Here is an 18,737-nt window from a genome sequence, read left to right as displayed (position 1 = left end):
ACCTCACTTCGCCATCATGTACGTGTGGATGCTGAACATGATCCACAGCGACAGGCCAACCAGCAGCACGATCACGATGGCCGTAAAGACGAAAGCGATCACGTTGTTACGCTGAGCGATGGAACGGTCCAGGTGCAGGAAGTAATACAGGTGAACGATCACCTGGATCACTGCGAACAGCAGAACGATTGCCAGCGTGGTGGCCTTCGGCAGGCTCGGGTACATCACCAGACCGAACGGGATGACGGTCAGGATCACCGACAGGATGAAGCCGATGGCGTACGACTTTACGCTGCCGTGGCCAGCATCATGGCTGTCATGGGAGTGTGCATTAGCCATTACAGGGTCCCCATCAGGTAGACAACGGTGAAGACGCAGATCCAGACCACGTCCAGGAAGTGCCAGAACAGGCTCAGGCAACTCAGGCGAGTCTTGTTGGTCGACGTCAGGCCCTTTTTCTGCACCTGATACATCATGATCGCCATCCAGATCAAACCGGCGGACACGTGCAGACCGTGAGTACCGACCAGGGTAAAGAACGCGGACAGGAAGCCTGAACGGCTAGGGCCGTAGCCTTCGGAGATCAAGATGTGGAACTCGTTGATCTCCATCGCGATAAAGCCTGCGCCCAACAGGAAGGTCATGCCCAGCCAGGTCAGCACCGCCTTCTTGTTGCCCTTGTACAACGCCAGCATGGCGAAGCCGTAGGTGATCGAACTGAACAGCAGCAGAGCTGTTTCGCCCAGTACGTAGGGCAGTTCGAAGATGTCGTGGCCCGACGGGCCACCCGCTACGTTGTTAACCAGTACCGCGTATACCGCGAAGATCGACGCAAACAGAATGCAGTCGGTCATCAGGTAGAGCCAGAAACCGTATACGGTCATCTCGCCCGAGTCGTGGTGGTGGTCATCGTGCCCATGGTCACCATGGGCGTGTCCAACATTGGTCACTAAGTTCGACATGGTTTAAGCCTGTTCCAACGAGGTTTCAACACGGGTGGCGGTGGCCGGGATTTTCCCTGCCGCTACCAGACGCTTGTGCTGCTCGGCTTCGATGCGCTCGATCGTTTCAACCGGGACCATATAGCCCTGGTCGTCACGTGCAGCGTGGATCACGAAGTAGGCGACAGTGCCTACCAGGCTCGCGATTGCCAGCCACCAGATGTGCCAGATCATCGCGAAACCGAACACGGTCAGCAGAGCGCCCATGACCACACCGGTAGCGGTGTTGTTTGGCATGTGGATCGGCTCGTACTTGGCCGGAGCCTTGTACGCGGTGCCGTTTTCCTTGGCTTCGGTGAACGGGTCGATGCAGTCAGCCTTGGGCAGCACGGCAAAGTTGTAGAACGGAGGTGGCGACGAGGTCGACCATTCCAGAGTGTGGGCATTCCACGGGTCACCGTGTTCGCACATGTTCTCTGGCTTGTTGCGGTCACGCACACTGACGTACAGCTGGATCAGTTGGCAGGCGATACCGAAGGCGATCATCACCGCACCGAACATGGCGACGTACAGGTACGGCACCCACTCAGGGTTGGTGGTGGCGTTCAGACGACGGGTCATGCCCATGAAGCCCAGTGCATAGAGCGGCATGAACGCGACGAAGAAGCCCGAGATCCAGAACCAGAACGCTGCTTTACCCCAGCCTTCGTGCAGCTTGAAGCCGAACGCTTTCGGGAAGTAGAACGCGAAACCTGCGATGTAGCCGAATACCGCGCCGCCGATGATCACGTTGTGGAAGTGCGCGATCACGAACAGGCTGTTGTGCAGGACGAAGTCAGCACCCGGGATGGCCAGCAGTACGCCGGTCATGCCGCCGATGGCGAAGGTCACCATGAAGCCCAGGGTCCACAGCACCTGGCTGGTGAAACGCAGACGACCCTGGTAGATGGTGAACAGCCAGTTGAACAGTTTCACACCCGTCGGGATGGAAATCAGCATCGTCGCCAGACCGAAGAAGGCGTTGACGCTGGCACCCGAACCCATGGTGAAGAAGTGGTGCAGCCAAACCATGAAGCCCAGTACCGAGATCGCGCCCGAAGCGTAGATCATCGAGTGGTGGCCGAACAGTTTCTTGCCGGTGAACGCCGAGATCACTTCCGAGAAGATGCCGAATGCCGGCAGGATCAGGATGTAAACCTCAGGGTGGCCCCAGGCCCAGAACAGGTTGACGTACATCATTGGATTGCCACCAAGTTCATTGGTGAAAATGTGGAAATCCATGTAACGGTCGAGGGTCAGCAGTGCCAGGGTAGCGGTCAGGATCGGGAACGAAGCCACGATCAGTACGTTTGCCCAGGTGCAGGTCCAGGTGAAGATCGGCATGTCCATCAGCTTCATGCCAGGGGTACGCATTTTCAGCACGGTGGCGAGGAAGTTAACCCCCGTCAGCGTCGTACCTAACCCGGATAGCTGTAGCGCCCAGATGTAGTAATCCATCCCCACGCCAGGGCTGTATTGCAGGCCCGACAGCGGCGGATAGGCAACCCAACCGGTCTTGGCGAATTCGCCGACGCCCAGGGACAGGTTGATCAGCACCACGCCGGAAACCAGCAGCCAGAAGCTCAGGGAGTTCAGGAACGGGAAGGCAACGTCACGCGCGCCGATCTGCAGCGGCACTGCAAGGTTCATCAGGCCGGTGAAGAATGGCATCGCCATGAAGATGATCATGATCACACCGTGGGCGGTGAAGATCTGGTCATAGTGTTCAGGTGGCAGGTAGCCAGGCGAACCCTCGGTGGCCATGGCCAGCTGGGTACGCATCATGATGGCGTCGGCAAAGCCGCGCAGCAGCATGACCATGGCGACGATGATGTACATCACGCCGATTTTCTTGTGGTCGACCGAAGTCAGCCACTCGGTCCACAGATAGGTCCACTTCTTGAAATAAGTGATACCCGCGAACAGTGCCAGACCACCGAGCGCGATCATGGCGATGGTCACCATCACGATCGGCTCGTGGAACGGCACCGCTTCCCAACTTAATTTACCAAACATCGTTTACTCCTCTGCCCCGGCAGCTGAATGCGAGTTCATGTCCGTAGCGGCCACTTCTTTCTCTTTCTTCTCGTGCTTGACCTTAGGACCAGGTTTCATGCCTTCGTACTTGTCGACGATGATCTGGAACAGGTTCGGCGTCACCGAGGAGTAGAGCTCGACTGGGTTGTTCTGGCTCTGCTTGGAAAGGGCTGCGTATTCAGCTTGTTCAAGCTGTTTAGGTGCCTTTTTGACTTCACTTACCCAGGCGTCGAAATCTTCCTGGGAAGTTGCGATCGCTTTGAATTTCATACCGGTGAAACCGGCACCGCTGTAGTTGGCAGAGATGCCGTCCATTTCAGCGTTGCGGTCGGCGATCAGGTGCATTCTGGTCTGCATGCCCGCCATCGCGTAGATCTGGCCGCCCAGGCCCGGGATGAAGAACGAGTTCATCACGGCGTCGGAGGTGATCTTGAAGTTGATTGGCGTGTGCGCCGGGAACACGATCTTGTTGACCGTGGCAATGCCTTGTTCCGGGTAGATGAACAGCCACTTCCAGTCCAGCGCGACCACTTCGATGGTCACAGGCTTCACGTCGGATTCGATCGGACGGTACGGGTCCAGCTCGTGGGTCGACTTGTAGGTGATGTAACCCAGGGCAATGATGATCAACACCGGAACAGTCCACACCGCGATCTCGATCTTGGTGGAGTGGTTCCATTTAGGCGTGTAGGTCGCCTTGGTGTTGGACGCGCGGTATTTCCAGGCGAACAGGAAGGTCATCACGATGACCGGCACCACGACCAACAGCATCAGCAGCGTGGCGGTGATGATCAGGTTTCGCTGTTCCAGGCCAACCTGGCCCGTGGGATTGAGCAAGGTCATGTTGCAGCCTCCCAGCAACAACGTGCCGAGCAGCGGCAATAAGCCTAGTAGTCTGGGGTACCTGTTTTTACTCATCTCACGACCTCTAAAGCAGCTTGCGCAATGCAGTTGGGTTTTGATCGCCAACACTTCACCCTGCCAAGGGTTGGCATTTTTCTTGGATTGAATAAGGGCTTGCCCGTCGAGCGTCAGAGGCGTTTCGACAAATCCTGGGCCAGCGGTGAGTTCTTATTCGAATTCGTGGTCAAAGGCCTTGTTACAGCCCAATTCCATTTGGTGCGGATAGTTGGAGGCACCGACACCTGGGCGTCACATGAGGCCAAAAGGCCTCTCGACACCCTCGTGCCACTCATGCACCAGAGCCTGGGTGAGCAGTGCCGGGAATTCAGTGCGGGCGATTGTAGATATGTAGCGTTTTATAAACCATGTCTTATCCCGAAATAATTTTTATCCCTGACCGCAACAATCCTGACTCAATTGTGTAAAAGTGGCGCATCTTATCGAAATTGATTCTCAACAAAAACACCAAAAATAGTAGGGCTACCACCCTCGATTCAGACAGCCTTAGACGCTTGAACAGGGTCCACAACCCCGCCCTAGCCCCGGTATGACAAGGGCTCTGGCAAATCGCCACAACCTGTTAAAACTGTCTGTTCCCGATTGACCCCGCAATTATCATGCGACGCTCAAACACGCCAATTTCATTGCAGGACGCCACACCAATCCAACCCTCGAAAGCGCCGTGCGACACTCGCGATGTGACAACATGTCGCACATTTGTCGCACCCCTCGTTGCCGCTCGTCACGGTCTTTTCACCTGGCCCCGGAAATGCAAAAACGCCCCGGCCCTCTCATCGAGGACCGGGGCGTTTCTGGCCTATCAGCGCAGCGACTTGCGATTGCGCAGCGTCAGCAACGGCACCAGTACCACCACCAGCACGAAGGCCACCAGCGCCCACTGCGCCAGGGACAAGCCCAGGATCGGCGGGTACGGCGTGGAGCAAAAACCGTCGACCTGGAAGCCCAGCGGGAAGATCTTCGCCAGCGGCAAGCCATCGACAATCGGTTGCAGTACATCGATGCCACAACTGACGGCCGGATAGAACTGCGTATAGACGTGATGCCCCGCCACCCCGACGCCGGCCAGGGCACAAATGACTACCAGGGTCTCCAGCACCGTGATGCTGCGGCGGGTGCGCATGGCCGCACCGATGAACGCGAAGAGCGCGATCAACAACAGTGCATAACGCTGCAGGATGCACAACGGGCACGGCGCCTCGCCCAACACCACCTGCATGTACAGCGCACCGCCGATCAGCGCCAGGCAGATGATGCCCAACAGCACCAGGTAGCGCCGTTCACGGCCCAGACGCATCGTTTCCTCGCTCATCGTGTTTCCCTTTTGACTATCGATTGCCCGCCAGTTTACACGCTGGCCTTGACCTTTGAGAGGGCTGGAGCGCACTGGCGGATTGTGGGGAAATAGACGACAGGCCAGTTAAGACGGGATTAACCCTGACGACCCCGGCCCCTCGAACTCGGCCTGCAACAACTTCACAAAGGCCTCGCGAGCCGGGTGCCGACCCGCATTTTCGTGCCAGTAAAAGAGGTTGTCGATGCTCGTCAGTTCCGGGAACTCATAGCCTTGGCAACCTCCGCCGGGACCATACTGCTCGTAGATTCCCCGGGGCACCAGCGCGACGCCGGCACCGGCGCTGACACAGCCAACGATGGTGCCATAGCTGGCGATGCTGACAATCGGTTGCACCTGGTCATGGCGCAACAGCCACTGTTCCAGCGCGAAGCGGTACGGGCAACCCGGGGGCCACATGAAAATCGCCTTGCCCTGCAGGTCCGCCGCCTTGCGCAAAGGCCCATGGGAGGCGGATGCGATGAGAATCAGGTCTTCGCGGTACATCACTTCCCGCTGCAGTCCCGGGCGATCAACGTTGACCGCCACGAACGCCCCATCCAGCCGACGATGCTGGGTGTCGTCGAGTAATTGAGCCCAGGTTCCGGTGCTCAACTCCAGCATCACCTGTGGATAAAGCTCGTGGTACTTGGCCAGTAACCTGGGCAATCGCCCCGTGGCACTGGATTCGATGGCACCAATGCGCAGAGGACCGCTCGGGGCACTGCCGGGTGCCAAAGCCCTGCGCGCCTCTTCGGCCAGGCCGAGGATTTTCGTCGTGTAATCAAGAAACACCTCCCCGGCGGGCGTGATCCGCAATCCACGGCCGTCGCGGGAAAACAGCGGCGTGCCGAGTTCACGCTCCAGGGACTTGAGGCGCGCGGTGATATTGGACGGCACACAGTGCAGCGCCTCGGCCGCGCGCGCGATGCTGCCCAGGTGATGAACCGTGTTGAACATGCGCAGCTGGGACAGCTCCATAGGTCACCCAAAGTGAATACTTAAGTCATTTTAAGTCACTTGTAGTGAATTCATAGGGTTTTGATAATTCGAGTGTCGGCATTGCACTACGCCTTTTTCCGCCGGACACAGAGGATCGCCTTATGGATTTTGTTCAACGCCGCCTCGCCGAAAGGCCTGGCGTAAAAATCGCCTTGGCGACGGTTTTCGTGATCCTCTGCTGGGCCTACTCCCCCATCGGCATCCGCATCGGCCTGGGTGCTTACGAGCCGGGTCATCTGGCGCTGATCCGCTTTCTCATCGCCTCTACGTTCATGGCTGGGGTCGCTTTGGTGACGCGTATTTCCCTACCGCGCCTGAAAGACCTGCCACTGTTGTTTTTGCTGGGATTCTTTGCTGTCAGCCTGCACCACATCGCCCTCAACTTCGGCCAACGAGGCGTCAGCGCCGGCGCGGCCAGTGTGCTTGCGCAATCCACGCCGCTGTTCAGCACCCTACTGGCGCATTTCGTGTTCAAGGACCGGGTCAACAGCTGGCAGTGGATCTGTGTGCTGTGCGGCTTGCTCGGTGCGGGGGTCGTGGTGACGGGTGATCGTGGCTTTGGAGAACTGGATGCGCACGGGCTGCTGATCCTGCTCGCGGCCTTGTCCTGGAGTCTCTATTTCGCCCTGCAAAAACGCCATTCCCATCGCTACGACGGGCTGACGATGGTGTGTTACACCATCTGGTCGGGCACGACATTATTACTGGTGTATACACCGGGCTTGTGGAGCGAAGTGCAGAACGCCTCAGCTTCGGTCAACCTGGCAGTGCTTATCCTGGGCATTTTCCCCAGTGCCCTTGCGTACCTCGCCTGGGCCTACGTACTGACTCACAGCAACGTGAGTCGCGCTTCCATTTCGCTTTACCTGATACCGCCCACGGCCATGCTGATGGCCTCGGTTGTTCTGGCTGAGCGCCCGTCGATCATGGTCATCACCGGGATGCTCATCGTGCTGGCGAGCGTACTGGCGCTCAATCTGCAGCCCTCGAAAAGCTGCAATGCAGTGGGGCCTTCGCGAGAAAGCCCCGAGAACAATTGATCACTCGCCGTAGATATCAGACTTGAAGTAGTGCTGAGAGATCTTCTGGTATTCGCCACTGGCGCGGATGCCGTCGATCGCGGTGTTCAGCTCCGAGACAAGCTCGGTGTTGCCCTTGCGTACTGCAATCCCGGCGCCCTCGCCCACGTATTTCGGGTCCTTGAGCTCTGGTCCGACAAAAGCGTAGCCCTTGCCCCGTGGCATCGACAGGAAGTCGTTGAGGGGAATGGTGTCGGCGAAGATGGCATCCAGGCGACCGGCCGCCAGGTCCATGTAGATCTCTTCGTTGTTGCTGTAGCGCTTGACGTTGACGCCCATGGGTTCGAAGACTTCGGTCGCGTAGCGGTCGGTGGTGGTCGCCCGTTGCACGCCCACGGTCTTGCCTTTGAGGCTGGCGTATTGGTCATCGACGACCGCGCCTTCCTTCATGACCAGGCGCGACGAGGTGAAGTAGTACTTGTGGGTGAAATCCACCGACTTCTTGCGGTCTTCGTTGATGGTCATCGACGACAGGGCCATGTCGATCTTCTTCACCTTAAGGGAAGGAATCAGGCCGTCGAACTCGCCCTCGACCCACACGCACTTGACCTTCATCTGCGCGCACAGGGCATTGCCGATGTCGTAGTCGAAGCCCGCGATCTCGCCTTTGTCGGTCTTGGAGGCGAATGGTGGGTAGGCCGCTTCGATACCGATGCGCAGGGTTTTCTCGGCGGCAAACAGGTTGCTGCACGCCAACAGGCTCAGGGCCAGACCGGTGATGAGGGGGAGTTTCTTCATGTTCGTTCTCTCGCGGGTTGTTGTTGGTTTGGCAAGACAGAAGAAAGAGCAGAATCTGGGGGGAAGCCTTTTTTGTACTTAGAATTCCATACTGGACTTTTATGTATTTGGCGTCAATCGGGTAAATGGGTGGCGTGCCGGCCGATGGTCGGGTGGTCAATCAAGCGGTTCTTGGGTGAAGCGGATGGCCTCTTCGCGAGCAAGCCCGCTCCCACAGGGGTCTGTGTCGTACACAGAGTTTGTGTTCACAGCAGATCACTGTGGGAGCGGGCTTGCTCGCGAAGACTGACTAAAGAACGCCGCAGGAATTACCGCTTCCAGCGATCCGCCGCCGCATGATCGCTGTCACGCCCCTCGACCCAACGCGGCCCATCGCTGGTGTTTTCCTTTTTCCAGAACGGGGCGCGGGTTTTCAGGTAGTCCATGACAAAGGCGCAGGCGTCGAAGGCCGCCTGGCGGTGGGCGCTGGCGGCGCCGACGAAGACGATGGGCTCGCCGGGCTCCAGGGCCCCGATGCGATGCAGCACTTCCAGCTTGAGCAAGGGCCAGCGCTGCTCGGCCTCGGTGGCGATCTTGCCGAGGGCTTTTTCGGTCATGCCCGGATAGTGTTCGAGGAACATCCCGGCGACATCCAGGCCGTCATTGAAGTCGCGAACGTAGCCGACGAAACTCACCACCGCGCCGACGCCGACATTGGCATCGTGCATGGCGTTGACTTCGGCACCAGGGTCGAACGCGGTCGATTGCACGCGAATGGCCATGGCTCAGCCCCCGGTCACGGTGGGGAAAAACGCCACTTCATCGCCATCGCTGACCGGTTCGTCGAGCTGGCACAGATCTTCGTTGCGCGCGCACATCAGGTTCTGCTCGCTCAATACCTCGGCGCCGTCGCGCTGGGCCAGCAATGCGCGCACGTCGTCGACGGTGGCGAAGTCGCCCTCGACCTTCACCGCGTCAACGCCCAGCGCTTCGCGGTAACGGGCAAAAAATTTCACGGTCACGTTCATGGCTGATCCGCCTGGAAATGCCCGCTCTTGCCGCCGACCTTCTCCAGCAGGCGCACGCTTTCGATGGTCATGCCGCGATCCACGGCCTTGCACATGTCATAGATGGTCAGGGCGGCGACGCTGGCGGCGGTCAGGGCCTCCATCTCGACACCGGTCTGCCCGGACAACTTGCAGCACGCGACGATGCGCACGCTGTCCTCGCCTTCGGCACTGAGTTCGACCTTGACCCCGGTCAGCATCAGCGGATGGCACAGGGGAATCAGGTCGCTGGTCTTTTTCGCCGCCTGGATGCCGGCAATGCGGGCCACGGCGAACACATCGCCCTTGGGGTGACCGCCACTGACGATCATTTGCAAGGTTTCGGGCAGCATGCGCACCAGCGCCTGGGCCGTCGCTTCACGGAAGGTCACGTCTTTTTCGGTGACGTCGACCATGTTGGCGCGGCCTTGGGAATCGAGATGAGTCAGCACGGGGTTACTCCTGATCAGGAGTTTCGATTGTAAACCTGTGGGTCAGATTTTCGCACGCCAGATTATCGGATGGACGCATTCCTGTAGGAGCTGGCTTGCCAGCGATGAGGGCCTTGAATTCAATGCAAGCTTCAAAGCCCCCTTCGCTGGCAAGCCAGCTCCTACAAGGTTTTTGTCGGCCATAAAAAACCGGGCGGCTTTGGGGCCGCCCGGTTTTGGGTGAAGGTTACAGATGCGATTCGGCGTATTCGGCCAGGATCGAACGTGGCACCCCTTGCAGGGTGATGTGCACCCCGTTCGGGAAGTCCTTGAAGCGTTCAGTCAGGTAGGTCAGCCCGGAGCTGGTCGCGGACAGGTAAGGGGTGTCGATCTGTGCCAGGTTGCCCAGGCACACCACTTTGGAACCGGCACCGGCACGGGTGATGATGGTTTTCATCTGGTGCGGCGTGAGGTTCTGGCATTCGTCGATCAGGATCAGGCTCTGCTGGAAGCTGCGGCCCCGGATGTAGTTGAGGGATTTGAACTGCAACGGCACTTTGCTGAGGATGTAGTCAACGCTGCCATGGGTGCTTTCGTCATCCATGTGCAAGGCTTCGAGGTTGTCGGTGATGGCGCCCAGCCAAGGCTCCATTTTTTCCGCTTCGGTGCCGGGCAGGAAGCCGATCTCCTGGTCCAGGCCTTGCACGCTGCGGGTGGCGATGATGCGGCGGTAGCGCTTGCTGACCATCGTCTGTTCAATGGCCGCGGCCAGCGCGAGGATGGTTTTACCGGAGCCTGCGGCACCGGACAGGTTGACCAGGTGGATGTCCGGATCGAGCAAGGCATACAGCGCCAGGCTCTGATAGATGTCCCGCGGCTTGAGGCCCCAGGCTTCCTGGTGCAGCAGCGGTTCCTGGTGCAGGTCCAGGATCAGCAGCTTGTCTTCCTCGATCTCCTTGATCCAGCCGACGAACCCCTGCTCGTCGATGATGAACTCGTTGATATGCACTGCGGGCAGATTGTCGATCAGCTGTACCTGATGCCAGGTGCGGCCGTGGTCCTGGCGGGTTTCGACCTTGCTCACGCGGTCCCAGAAGGAGCCGGTCATGTTGTGGTAGCCATTAGGCAGCAGCGATACGTCGTCGACCAGCTGGTCGGTGCTGTAGTCCTCGGCCGCGATCCCGCAGGCGCGGGCCTTGAGGCGCATGTTGATGTCTTTGGTGACCAGCACCACGGGCTTCTGCGGATCGCGCGCGTGCAGGTCGATCAATTGGTTGATGATTTTGTTGTCGTTCAGGTGCTCGGGCAGAATCAGGTTCGGCTCGGCGTGCTTGCTCATCAGAATTGACAGCAAGCCCTTGGGTCCGCTCTTGCCCCGCTGGATCGGCACACCCTGCTCGACGTCCTCGGGTGAGGCATCGCCCAGGGTCTTGTCGATCAGCCGGATGGCCTGGCGGCATTCGGCGGCAACGCTGTGATGCCCGCTCTTGAGCTTGTCGAGTTCCTCAAGCACGGTCATCGGGATCGCGACGTGGTGTTCTTCGAAGTTAAGCAGCGCGTTTGGATCGTGAATCAATACGTTGGTATCGAGTACATAAAGGATTGGCTGGTTGGAAGAAGAGCTACGTCCGTGATCATCCATACTCGGTCACCTTTGTGGGAGCCAGTCGACGCAATACCTTGGCGGTGCTGCGCCTCGAAGTGACTACCGAATACACCTGCGGGGACTCAAGTGTTCTGCATACATGCGGGTCTTGGGAGACGCCACCTGTGTTGCAGGTTTCGGCGGTCTGTCTTCGTAATACTCCAAAACCCATGACAGAAAAAAGTACTTTGACGCTTTTTTGAAGTTTATTTTTCAGAATGACCAATAACACTTGGCGGACTGCCATCACCCGTTTACAGTCGGAAGTCAACCTGCAGCAAAATCACCTCTAAAATCGCCTTTCACCCAATGTTTACGGGCTTTGGCGGTTTTCAGCGAAATCCCTCCTGACAGTCTTCCCACCCGATCCCGCTCTGCGCCGTTTGTGTGATCAGCCAGGGCAACGCCGTTTTCACCCCCTCCTGCTTCACATTGAAATTGATCACCCCGTGGCGCCACAGCAGCATCAGGGTCAGCACCCGTTGCGCACTCTGGCTGCCCTTGAGCTTGCCCGCACCGTCCTGGGCATCGATATCCCACAGGGCGACCTGCAAGCCCTGGGCCTTGAAGAAAGCGGCGGCGTCGGCGCGGCGCTGGCCATCGGGCGGGCGAAACAGCGGCACGAAGTTCTCCGGCAGCTTGCTTTTGGCCAGCTCGACGCTGCGGCGTACCGAGTCCTGCCAGTCCTGCCAGTGGCTGTGGGAGCGAAATTCCCAGCCCTGCACGCCGATGCACTGGGTTGACCAGGTCGACTGCAGGCTGGCCACCGAACGCTCGTTTAAACGGGCCTGGAGGTCCTTGCCGAGCACGAAGAAGGTGCCACTGAGGTTGGCCTTGCGCAGGTACTCGGCAATCCAGTCGGTATTGTCCGGCGTGGCATTGGCGGCGCTGTCGAAGGTCAATAGAAACAGCCGATCATGCATGCCGTCGCCATTGCGTTCATAGTCGCCAAAACGATCGACTTCGCTGCTGGTTTGCGGGAACAGCGCCGCCTTGCGCAGTTGCTCATCCAGGTACTGGGTGTGGAACAGGCGACTCGGCTCGGACCATCGGGTGTAGTAGCTGTCCTCGCTGAGCTGGAACTTGCCGGCCTGCTCGCGCAGGGTGGCCATGTCCTCGACCAGGAAACAGAAGGAGGCGTCCTGGTCGCAACTCTGCTGAGCGAAGTTGTAGTTGGCCAGCAGGCGTTGCCACAGGCGCTGGCGAACCCGATTGACCGACTCCAGGTTGATGGTGCGCAAGCCAAGGCGTTGCGCCAGCGCCGCCTCGTCCAGGGCTTCACTGGCCAGCAGCACCCGGGCGAACATGAGGATTTCGGCCCGCGAGGCGACATCGAACAGAGTCGGGTTGTCGAGTTTTTCCGGCCAGGTGCTGCGATCCAGCGTTGCTACTTCACCGGGTGCCGCCATGACGCCGAAGCTAAATAGCCAGATCGAGATGAGAAAAACGATGCGCAATGGGAAGTCTCCATAACCGGGCCCGGGCGGCACTATATCGCGGGGAGATCAAAAGATCGCAGCCTCGCTCCGCGAGACAGCTCCTACAGGGGGGGCTGTACCGAGTTCAAGCCAACCCGCTCCCGGGTACGGTCCATTTTCAAGCCAACCCGGTCCCGTAGGAGCTGTCTCGCGAAGCGAGGCTGCGATCTTGTCCCATGACGCCACCGATCACCTATCGCACCGATAGCTGGAGTCAACACGGTCAACCCCCTAGAATCGCCGCCACGATTAAAGGAGACGACTTCATGCTGACGGTGATTTCCCCCGCCAAGACCCTCGATTACGAAACGCCGCCGGCGACCCAGCGCTTTACCCAGCCGCAATACCTCGACCATTCCCAGGAGCTGATCCTGCAGCTGCGCGAGCTGACCCCGGCGCAGATCAGCGAACTGATGCACGTTTCCGACAAGATCGGCGGGCTCAACGCCGCCCGCTTCGGCAGCTGGACACCCGCCTTCACCCCGGCCAACGCCAAGCAGGCCTTGCTGGCGTTTAAGGGCGATGTCTACACCGGGCTCAATGCGCAAACTTTCAGCGAAGCCGACTTCGACTACGCCCAGCAACATCTGCGCATGCTCTCCGGCCTGTATGGCCTGCTGCGTCCCCTCGACCTGATGCAGCCGTACCGTCTGGAAATGGGCACCAAACTGGCCAATGCCCGGGGCAAGGACCTGTATGCCTTCTGGGGTACGCGGATCAGCGAATGGCTGAACGAAGCCCTGGCCGACCAGGGCGATGACGTGCTGCTCAACCTGGCGTCCAACGAGTATTTCTCGGCGGTCAAGCGCAGCGCCTTGAACGCACGCATCATCAACACCGAGTTCAAGGACCTGAAGAACGGTCAGTACAAGATCATCAGCTTCTACGCGAAAAAGGCCCGGGGCATGATGAGCCGCTTCGTCATCGAAGAACGCATCAACGATCCGCAAGCCCTCAAGCAGTTCGATGTTCAGGGCTATCGCTACAGCGCCGAACAGTCTAAACCGGACAACCTGGTGTTCCTGCGCGACCACGCACCAGAGTAAAGCAACGGGTCGGCGCACGACCCTCCAGCTCCCCTCGTGCGCCCCCACTGATCCCCTCGAAATCCCCCGCTTTTTTCGTCATTTTTATGACGCCAAAATACCACCTGTCAATTTTCTAACTTTAGTTTCACTCGACTTCGATCATTTTTTTCAGTAGTGGCACCGAAAAAAATTATCGATAGTGGCAAAAAACTATCCCCTCCAATAATCCGCCTATATATAAAGGGCGAAACGGCAAGTGCTATCAATTTGAGAGCAGTGCCATCTTTGACAATATTTCAAGAAATTTCAGATTTCGTGATGAGCGGACCGGAACTATGTCCAGATGCACCGCTCATACCACCGGTAACGATTCTCTCCGAGGATGTACGAGATAACTTACGCAGATCAGGGAACCATGTAGTGAAGTTGCAATACTAACTTCCACTGACTAACCCATGATTTGGGCAATACCAGAACGCACAGGAGATACGCACCATTAATATCCCCTGCAAGGCCAAGGCCGCGTCCCTATAAACGTGCTCACCCGGGCACCAAAACGCTTGATCTACGGGCTTTCGGCCTGACATCGAGCGTGCAGGAACATTGCACGAACTTCTTCTGAACAGAGGACGGGCTGCATAACAGGGCAAGTCATAACAACAAGGCCTAGTTGCGCACACCTTGAGTGCACTTACTTAGACACTCGGAACTTTTATGCCAGCACGCGGTATTGTCGCGCCTGCCAGGCGTAACTTCCGCGTGCACTATAACCGCTGAACACCATTAACTCCGGCCATCTAATGGCTTGATCAACACTGAGGTAAATGCGATGCGCATCAGCATATTTGGTTTGGGTTACGTAGGCGCTGTCTGTGCCGGCTGCCTGTCTGCACGGGGCCATGACGTCGTTGGCGTCGATGTTGCCAAAGACAAGATCGATATGATCAATGCCGGCAAATCGCCGATTGTTGAACCAGGCCTGGGCGAACTTCTGGCCCAGGGTATCCAGACCGGTCGCCTGCGTGGCACCACCAACTTCGCCGAGGCCATTCGCGACACCGACCTGTCGATGATCTGCGTCGGTACGCCGAGCAAGAAGAACGGCGATCTGGAACTGAACTACATCGAAGCCGTGTGCCGCGAGATCGGTTTTGTCCTGCGTGACAAGACCACCCGCCACACCATCGTGGTTCGCAGCACCGTGCTGCCAGGTACCGTGGCCAACGTGGTGATCCCGATTCTCGAAGACTGCTCCGGCAAGAAGGCCGGCGTCGATTTCGGTGTTGCCGTGAACCCTGAGTTCCTGCGCGAAAGCACCGCCATCGCCGACTACGACCAGCCGCCAATGACCGTCATCGGCGAGTTCGACAAGGCCTCGGGCGACGTTCTGCAATCGCTGTACGAAGAACTCGACGCACCGATCATCCGCAAGGACATCGCCGTTGCCGAAATGATCAAGTACACCTGCAACGTGTGGCACGCCACCAAGGTGACCTTCGCCAACGAGATCGGCAACATCGCCAAGGCCGTCGGCGTCGACGGTCGTGAAGTGATGGACGTGGTCTGCCAGGACAAGACCCTGAACCTGTCCCAGTACTACATGCGCCCGGGCTTCGCCTTCGGCGGTTCCTGCCTGCCCAAAGACGTGCGTGCCCTGACCTACCGCGCCGGCTCCCTGGACGTGGAAGCACCGCTGCTCAACTCGCTGATGCGCAGTAACGAGTCCCAGGTGCAGAACGCCTTCGACATCGTTTCCAGCCACGACAAACGCAAAGTCGCCCTGCTGGGCCTGAGCTTCAAGGCCGGCACCGACGACCTGCGCGAAAGCCCGCTGGTGGACCTGGCGGAAATGCTGATCGGCAAGGGCTACGACCTGAGCATCTACGACAGCAACGTCGAATACGCCCGCGTTCACGGCGCGAACAAGGACTACATCGAGTCGAAGATCCCCCACGTCTCGTCCTTGCTCAACGCCGACTTCGACGAAGTGATCAACAACTCCGACGTGATCATCCTCGGCAACCGTGACGAGAAATTCCGCGCCCTGGTGCAGAACGTTCCACACGGCAAGCAGGTGATCGACCTGGTCGGCTTCATGTCCAAGGCCACCAGCGTGACTGGCCGGACTGAAGGCATCTGCTGGTAACGCGGTATCTGTAGGAGCTGCCGCAGGCTGCGATCTTTTGGCGCAGGCGATGGCTAAAGATCAAAAGATCGCAGGCTTCGCCAGCTCCTACAGGGACTCTGGCGTCATCCAGAACGGGTGCCGCCAGTTTTCACAAGCCTGCCTTAACCCCATCGGGCCACCCCACAGGCTCGCCCGAGATCGAGACGGATGCAGATTATGCACAGGCTAAAGCACGGCCTACTCCAGGCCGCCGGTTGGCTGTTCTACCTGAGTTTATTGATGGGCATCGCCATGGCGCTGCCTGTGTCCACGTTCGACTCCGAGTCGAAGGACTTCATTTTCCTGATCGGTATCGTCGGTATCTGGCGCTACTCGATGGGTGCCACGCACTTTCTGCGCGGCATGCTGTTCCTGTACGTGGTCTACCCGCACCTGCGGCGCAAAGTGCGCAAGCTGGGCAAGGCGGCGGACCCGTCCCATGTATTTTTGATGGTCACCAGTTTTCGTATCGATGCGCTGACCACCGCGCAGGTCTACAGCTCGGTGATCCGCGAAGCGATCGACTGCGAGCTGCCAACCACCGTGGTCTGCTCCATCGTTGAAATGTCCGATGAACTGCTGGTCAAGAGCCTGTGGAACCGGATGAACCCGCCTGCCCGGGTCAAGCTCGACTTCGTGCGCATTCCCGGCACCGGCAAGCGCGACGGCCTGGCCTACGGTTTCCGCGCCATCTCCCGCCACTTGCCGGATGACCGCGCCGTGGTGGCTGTGATCGATGGCGACACCGTGCTTGGCGAAGGCACAGTGCGCAAGACCGTGCCGTGGTTCCAGCTGTTCGGCAACGTCGGCGGCCTCACCACCAACGAGTTCTGCGAAGTGCGCGGCGGCTACATCATGAGCGAATGGCACAAGCTGCGTTTCGCCCAGCGCCACATCAACATGTGCTCGATGGCTTTGTCCAAGCGCGTGCTGACCATGACCGGGCGCATGTCGGTGTTCCGTGCCACCGTGGTCACCAACCCGGAATTCATCGCCGACGTGGAAAGCGACTCGCTGCAACACTGGCGCCTGGGTCGTTTCAAATTCCTCACCGGTGACGACAAGTCGAGCTGGTTCAGCCTGATGCGCCTGGGCTACGACACCTTCTACGTGCCGGACGCGGCGATCAACACCGTCGAGCATCCGCCTGAGAAGAGCTTCATCAAGGCCAGTCGCAAGCTGATGTTCCGCTGGTACGGCAACAACCTGCGCCAGAACTCCCGGGCCCTCGGCCTTGGGGTCAAACGCCTCGGTGCGTTCACCTCGGTGGTGCTGTTCGATCAGCGCGTGTCGATGTGGACCTCCCTGCTGGGCTTGACCGTGGCGCTGATCGCCAGCTTCAAGTACGGCACCGCGTTCATCCTGGTGTACCTGCTGTGGATCGGCATCACCCGCCTGATCCTGACCCTGTTGCTGTCCTGCTCCGGTCACCGGATCGGCCCGGCTTACCCGGCGATTCTCTATTACAACCAGATCGTCGGCGCGCTGGTGAAGATCTACGTGTTCTTCCGCCTCGACCAACAGTCCTGGACTCGCCAGCCCACTTCCCTGACCCGTGATCTCGCCAGCTTTCAACGTTGGTTCAACACCTGGTCGTCTCGGACCATGACCTTCTCCGCCGGCAGCATTTTTGTCGCCGTGCTGCTGATGATGGTCTGACCGCCCCCTTATTGAATTAACCAGGAAATCGCCCATATGAATACCGCCGTCAACGCCAACGTAGTGCATGAATCCGAAGCCCAGCGCCAACACGCCCGAGTGAAAATCCCGGCCAAGCTGCGTTTCTTCGGCCCTGACCGTACGCCGGTCGAAGCGCGAGTGATCGACCTGTCCGCCGGTGGCCTGGCCTTCAATGCCGGGCAACTGCCACTGAAGATCGGCGACAAGTACAAGGCCCGCCTGCAATTCGTCATCGACAACCTCGGCCTGGCCATGGACGTTGAGTTGCAGGTGCGCTCCCATGATCGCGAGACCGGTCGTACCGGCTGCCAGTTCCAGAACCTGGAACCACAAGACATCTCGACCTTGCGCCACCTGATCACTTCGCACCTGGCGGGCGACATCGTCACCATCGGCGAAGTGCTGGCGACCCTGCAGCGCGACAACTTCACCAAGGCGCGCAAGATCAAGGACGGCGGCCACGGCATGAGCGCGTTCGGGCGCATGAAAGCAGTGACACTCAGCCTGGGGGTTTTCGTCGTCGGCCTGGCGGCGTTCGGCTTCATCTTCAAATCGGTGTACGGCATGTACTTCGTCAGCCACGCCCAGGCCGGCCTGGTCAGCGTGCCGGGCGTGAACATCACCATGCCCCGCGACGGCACCGTGCAGAGCCTGGTGAAAGGCGATGGCGTTGCAGCCAAAGGCGCACCGCTGGCGACCTTCAGCACCAGCATGCTCGACGTGCTCAAGGGTCACCTGGAAGACGATCAACTGGCCCCGGCCAAGGTTGAAGAGCTGTTCGGCAAGCAGATGACCGGCACCCTGACCTCGCCGTGCGATTGCACCGTGGCCCAGCAAATGGTCGCCGACGGTCAGTACGCCAGCAAAGGCGACGTGATCTTCCAACTGGTGCCACGCAATACCGAAGCCAACGTCGAGGCGCGCTTCTCCTATCGCCAGTTCGGCGACGTTCTGCCAGGCACCCCGGTGCGCTTCCAGATCGCCGGCGAAGACAAGACCCGCACCGGCAAGATCGTCAGCAGCACCAGCCTGAAAAGCGCCGACCTGTCATCCGACATCCGCGTCCTGATCCAGCCTGACGAAGCCCTGGACAGCAGCCTCGCCGGCCGTCCGGTGGAAGTGAACAGCGACCGTGGCCCGAACCTGAACTGGCTGATCGACAAAGCCATGGCTGCTGGTCTGTAACCGGAGGA

Annotated in this window: 17 protein-coding genes; 5 read left to right on the top strand and 12 right to left on the bottom strand. The window is 59.0% G+C overall.

The annotated features are described in order from the left end of the window. Positions 1-3: 3 nt before the first annotated feature. The 6 genes from cyoD to DKB71_RS05335 form a co-directional block, all read right to left on the bottom strand. Positions 4-339, bottom strand: a complete 336-nt coding sequence (gene cyoD / locus DKB71_RS05360) for a cytochrome o ubiquinol oxidase subunit IV (protein ID WP_007916940.1) — start codon at positions 337-339, stop codon at positions 4-6. Next, entirely contained in the window at positions 339-962 is a 624-nt protein-coding gene (locus tag DKB71_RS05355; RefSeq protein WP_033038499.1) for a cytochrome o ubiquinol oxidase subunit III, read from the bottom strand. The genes cyoD and DKB71_RS05355 overlap by 1 nt, the downstream gene beginning before the upstream one ends. A 3-nt stretch (positions 963-965) precedes the next feature. Beyond that, a complete protein-coding gene (cyoB, locus tag DKB71_RS05350; RefSeq protein ID WP_077182475.1) occupies positions 966-2,996 on the bottom strand; it encodes a cytochrome o ubiquinol oxidase subunit I in 2,031 nt (676 codons plus the stop codon). Positions 2,997-2,999: 3 nt separating this feature from the next. Continuing rightward, positions 3,000-3,935, bottom strand: coding sequence for a ubiquinol oxidase subunit II (gene cyoA, locus DKB71_RS05345; protein WP_046820452.1), 936 nt, complete (start codon positions 3,933-3,935; stop codon positions 3,000-3,002). A gap of 805 nt (positions 3,936-4,740) precedes the next feature. After that, on the bottom strand, positions 4,741-5,250 hold the full coding sequence (locus tag DKB71_RS05340; RefSeq protein WP_274073914.1) for a disulfide bond formation protein B: 510 nt from the start codon (positions 5,248-5,250) through the stop codon (positions 4,741-4,743). Positions 5,251-5,358: 108 nt separating this feature from the next. After that, the gene (locus DKB71_RS05335) at positions 5,359-6,252 is read right to left on the bottom strand and encodes a LysR family transcriptional regulator (RefSeq protein WP_408599799.1); all 894 of its coding nucleotides are present in this window, start codon (positions 6,250-6,252) and stop codon (positions 5,359-5,361) included. A gap of 122 nt (positions 6,253-6,374) precedes the next feature. Here DKB71_RS05335 and DKB71_RS05330 point away from each other — a divergent pair, with 122 nt between their 5' ends. Then, positions 6,375-7,313, top strand: a complete 939-nt coding sequence (locus DKB71_RS05330) for a DMT family transporter (RefSeq protein ID WP_408599798.1) — start codon at positions 6,375-6,377, stop codon at positions 7,311-7,313. Here DKB71_RS05330 and DKB71_RS05325 read toward each other — a convergent pair whose 3' ends face one another. The 6 genes from DKB71_RS05325 to DKB71_RS05300 form a co-directional block, all read right to left on the bottom strand. After that, entirely contained in the window at positions 7,314-8,090 is a 777-nt protein-coding gene (locus DKB71_RS05325; RefSeq protein ID WP_323625979.1) for an ABC transporter substrate-binding protein, read from the bottom strand. It abuts the gene before it with no gap. 308 nt (positions 8,091-8,398) lie between these two features. Beyond that, on the bottom strand, positions 8,399-8,851 hold the full coding sequence (gene moaE / locus DKB71_RS05320) for a molybdopterin synthase catalytic subunit MoaE (protein ID WP_274073918.1): 453 nt from the start codon (positions 8,849-8,851) through the stop codon (positions 8,399-8,401). Between the two features lie 3 nt (positions 8,852-8,854). Continuing rightward, the gene (gene moaD / locus DKB71_RS05315) at positions 8,855-9,097 is read right to left on the bottom strand and encodes a molybdopterin converting factor subunit 1 (RefSeq protein WP_046820459.1); all 243 of its coding nucleotides are present in this window, start codon (positions 9,095-9,097) and stop codon (positions 8,855-8,857) included. After that, complete coding sequence (gene moaC / locus DKB71_RS05310) at positions 9,094-9,567, bottom strand: cyclic pyranopterin monophosphate synthase MoaC (RefSeq protein WP_408599797.1); 474 nt, start codon at positions 9,565-9,567, stop codon at positions 9,094-9,096. Before moaC ends, moaD begins: the two co-directional genes overlap by 4 nt. 226 nt (positions 9,568-9,793) lie before the next feature. After that, the gene (locus DKB71_RS05305) at positions 9,794-11,188 is read right to left on the bottom strand and encodes a PhoH family protein (protein WP_046820461.1); all 1,395 of its coding nucleotides are present in this window, start codon (positions 11,186-11,188) and stop codon (positions 9,794-9,796) included. A 335-nt stretch (positions 11,189-11,523) separates the two neighbouring features. After that, the gene (locus tag DKB71_RS05300; protein ID WP_408599796.1) at positions 11,524-12,648 is read right to left on the bottom strand and encodes a polysaccharide deacetylase family protein; all 1,125 of its coding nucleotides are present in this window, start codon (positions 12,646-12,648) and stop codon (positions 11,524-11,526) included. A gap of 287 nt (positions 12,649-12,935) precedes the next feature. Between DKB71_RS05300 and yaaA the strand changes: the two genes are divergently transcribed. The 4 genes from yaaA (at position 12,936) to DKB71_RS05280 (ending at position 18,729) form a co-directional block, all read left to right on the top strand. Next, a complete protein-coding gene (yaaA, locus tag DKB71_RS05295; protein ID WP_274073921.1) occupies positions 12,936-13,715 on the top strand; it encodes a peroxide stress protein YaaA in 780 nt (259 codons plus the stop codon). A gap of 811 nt (positions 13,716-14,526) precedes the next feature. Then, the gene (locus DKB71_RS05290; RefSeq protein WP_274073922.1) at positions 14,527-15,843 is read left to right on the top strand and encodes a nucleotide sugar dehydrogenase; all 1,317 of its coding nucleotides are present in this window, start codon (positions 14,527-14,529) and stop codon (positions 15,841-15,843) included. Positions 15,844-16,041: 198 nt separating this feature from the next. Next, positions 16,042-17,523: a mannuronan synthase gene (gene alg8, locus DKB71_RS05285; RefSeq protein ID WP_406592065.1), complete on the top strand. Its 1,482-nt coding sequence runs from the start codon at positions 16,042-16,044 to the stop codon at positions 17,521-17,523. Positions 17,524-17,559: 36 nt separating this feature from the next. Then, positions 17,560-18,729 carry an alginate biosynthesis protein Alg44 gene (locus tag DKB71_RS05280; protein WP_274073923.1) on the top strand — a complete coding sequence of 390 codons (1,170 nt, stop codon included), beginning with the start codon at positions 17,560-17,562 and terminating at the stop codon, positions 18,727-18,729. Positions 18,730-18,737: the final 8 nt, after the last annotated feature.

This window comes from Pseudomonas sp. PLMAX (genome assembly GCF_046042685.1).
Lineage (GTDB): Bacteria > Pseudomonadota > Gammaproteobacteria > Pseudomonadales > Pseudomonadaceae > Aquipseudomonas > Aquipseudomonas putida_AE.
This window is presented reverse-complemented; position numbering and strand designations above follow the sequence as displayed.

Coding starts and splice junctions, on each gene's coding strand:
- cyoD (WP_007916940.1), bottom strand. CDS start 339: ATGGCTAATGCACACTCCCATGACAGCCATGATGCTGGCCACGGCAGC.
- cyoA (WP_046820452.1), bottom strand. CDS start 3,935: ATGAGTAAAAACAGGTACCCCAGACTACTAGGCTTATTGCCGCTGCTC.
- DKB71_RS05325 (WP_323625979.1), bottom strand. CDS start 8,090: ATGAAGAAACTCCCCCTCATCACCGGTCTGGCCCTGAGCCTGTTGGCG.
- yaaA (WP_274073921.1), top strand. CDS start 12,936: ATGCTGACGGTGATTTCCCCCGCCAAGACCCTCGATTACGAAACGCCG.
- DKB71_RS05355 (WP_033038499.1), bottom strand. CDS start 962: ATGTCGAACTTAGTGACCAATGTTGGACACGCCCATGGTGACCATGGG.
- DKB71_RS05335 (WP_408599799.1), bottom strand. CDS start 6,252: ATGGAGCTGTCCCAGCTGCGCATGTTCAACACGGTTCATCACCTGGGC.
- moaD (WP_046820459.1), bottom strand. CDS start 9,097: ATGAACGTGACCGTGAAATTTTTTGCCCGTTACCGCGAAGCGCTGGGC.
- cyoB (WP_077182475.1), bottom strand. CDS start 2,996: ATGTTTGGTAAATTAAGTTGGGAAGCGGTGCCGTTCCACGAGCCGATC.
- moaE (WP_274073918.1), bottom strand. CDS start 8,851: ATGGCCATTCGCGTGCAATCGACCGCGTTCGACCCTGGTGCCGAAGTC.
- alg8 (WP_406592065.1), top strand. CDS start 16,042: ATGCACAGGCTAAAGCACGGCCTACTCCAGGCCGCCGGTTGGCTGTTC.
- DKB71_RS05280 (WP_274073923.1), top strand. CDS start 17,560: ATGAATACCGCCGTCAACGCCAACGTAGTGCATGAATCCGAAGCCCAG.
- DKB71_RS05305 (WP_046820461.1), bottom strand. CDS start 11,188: ATGGATGATCACGGACGTAGCTCTTCTTCCAACCAGCCAATCCTTTAT.
- DKB71_RS05340 (WP_274073914.1), bottom strand. CDS start 5,250: ATGAGCGAGGAAACGATGCGTCTGGGCCGTGAACGGCGCTACCTGGTG.
- DKB71_RS05330 (WP_408599798.1), top strand. CDS start 6,375: ATGGATTTTGTTCAACGCCGCCTCGCCGAAAGGCCTGGCGTAAAAATC.
- DKB71_RS05290 (WP_274073922.1), top strand. CDS start 14,527: ATGCGCATCAGCATATTTGGTTTGGGTTACGTAGGCGCTGTCTGTGCC.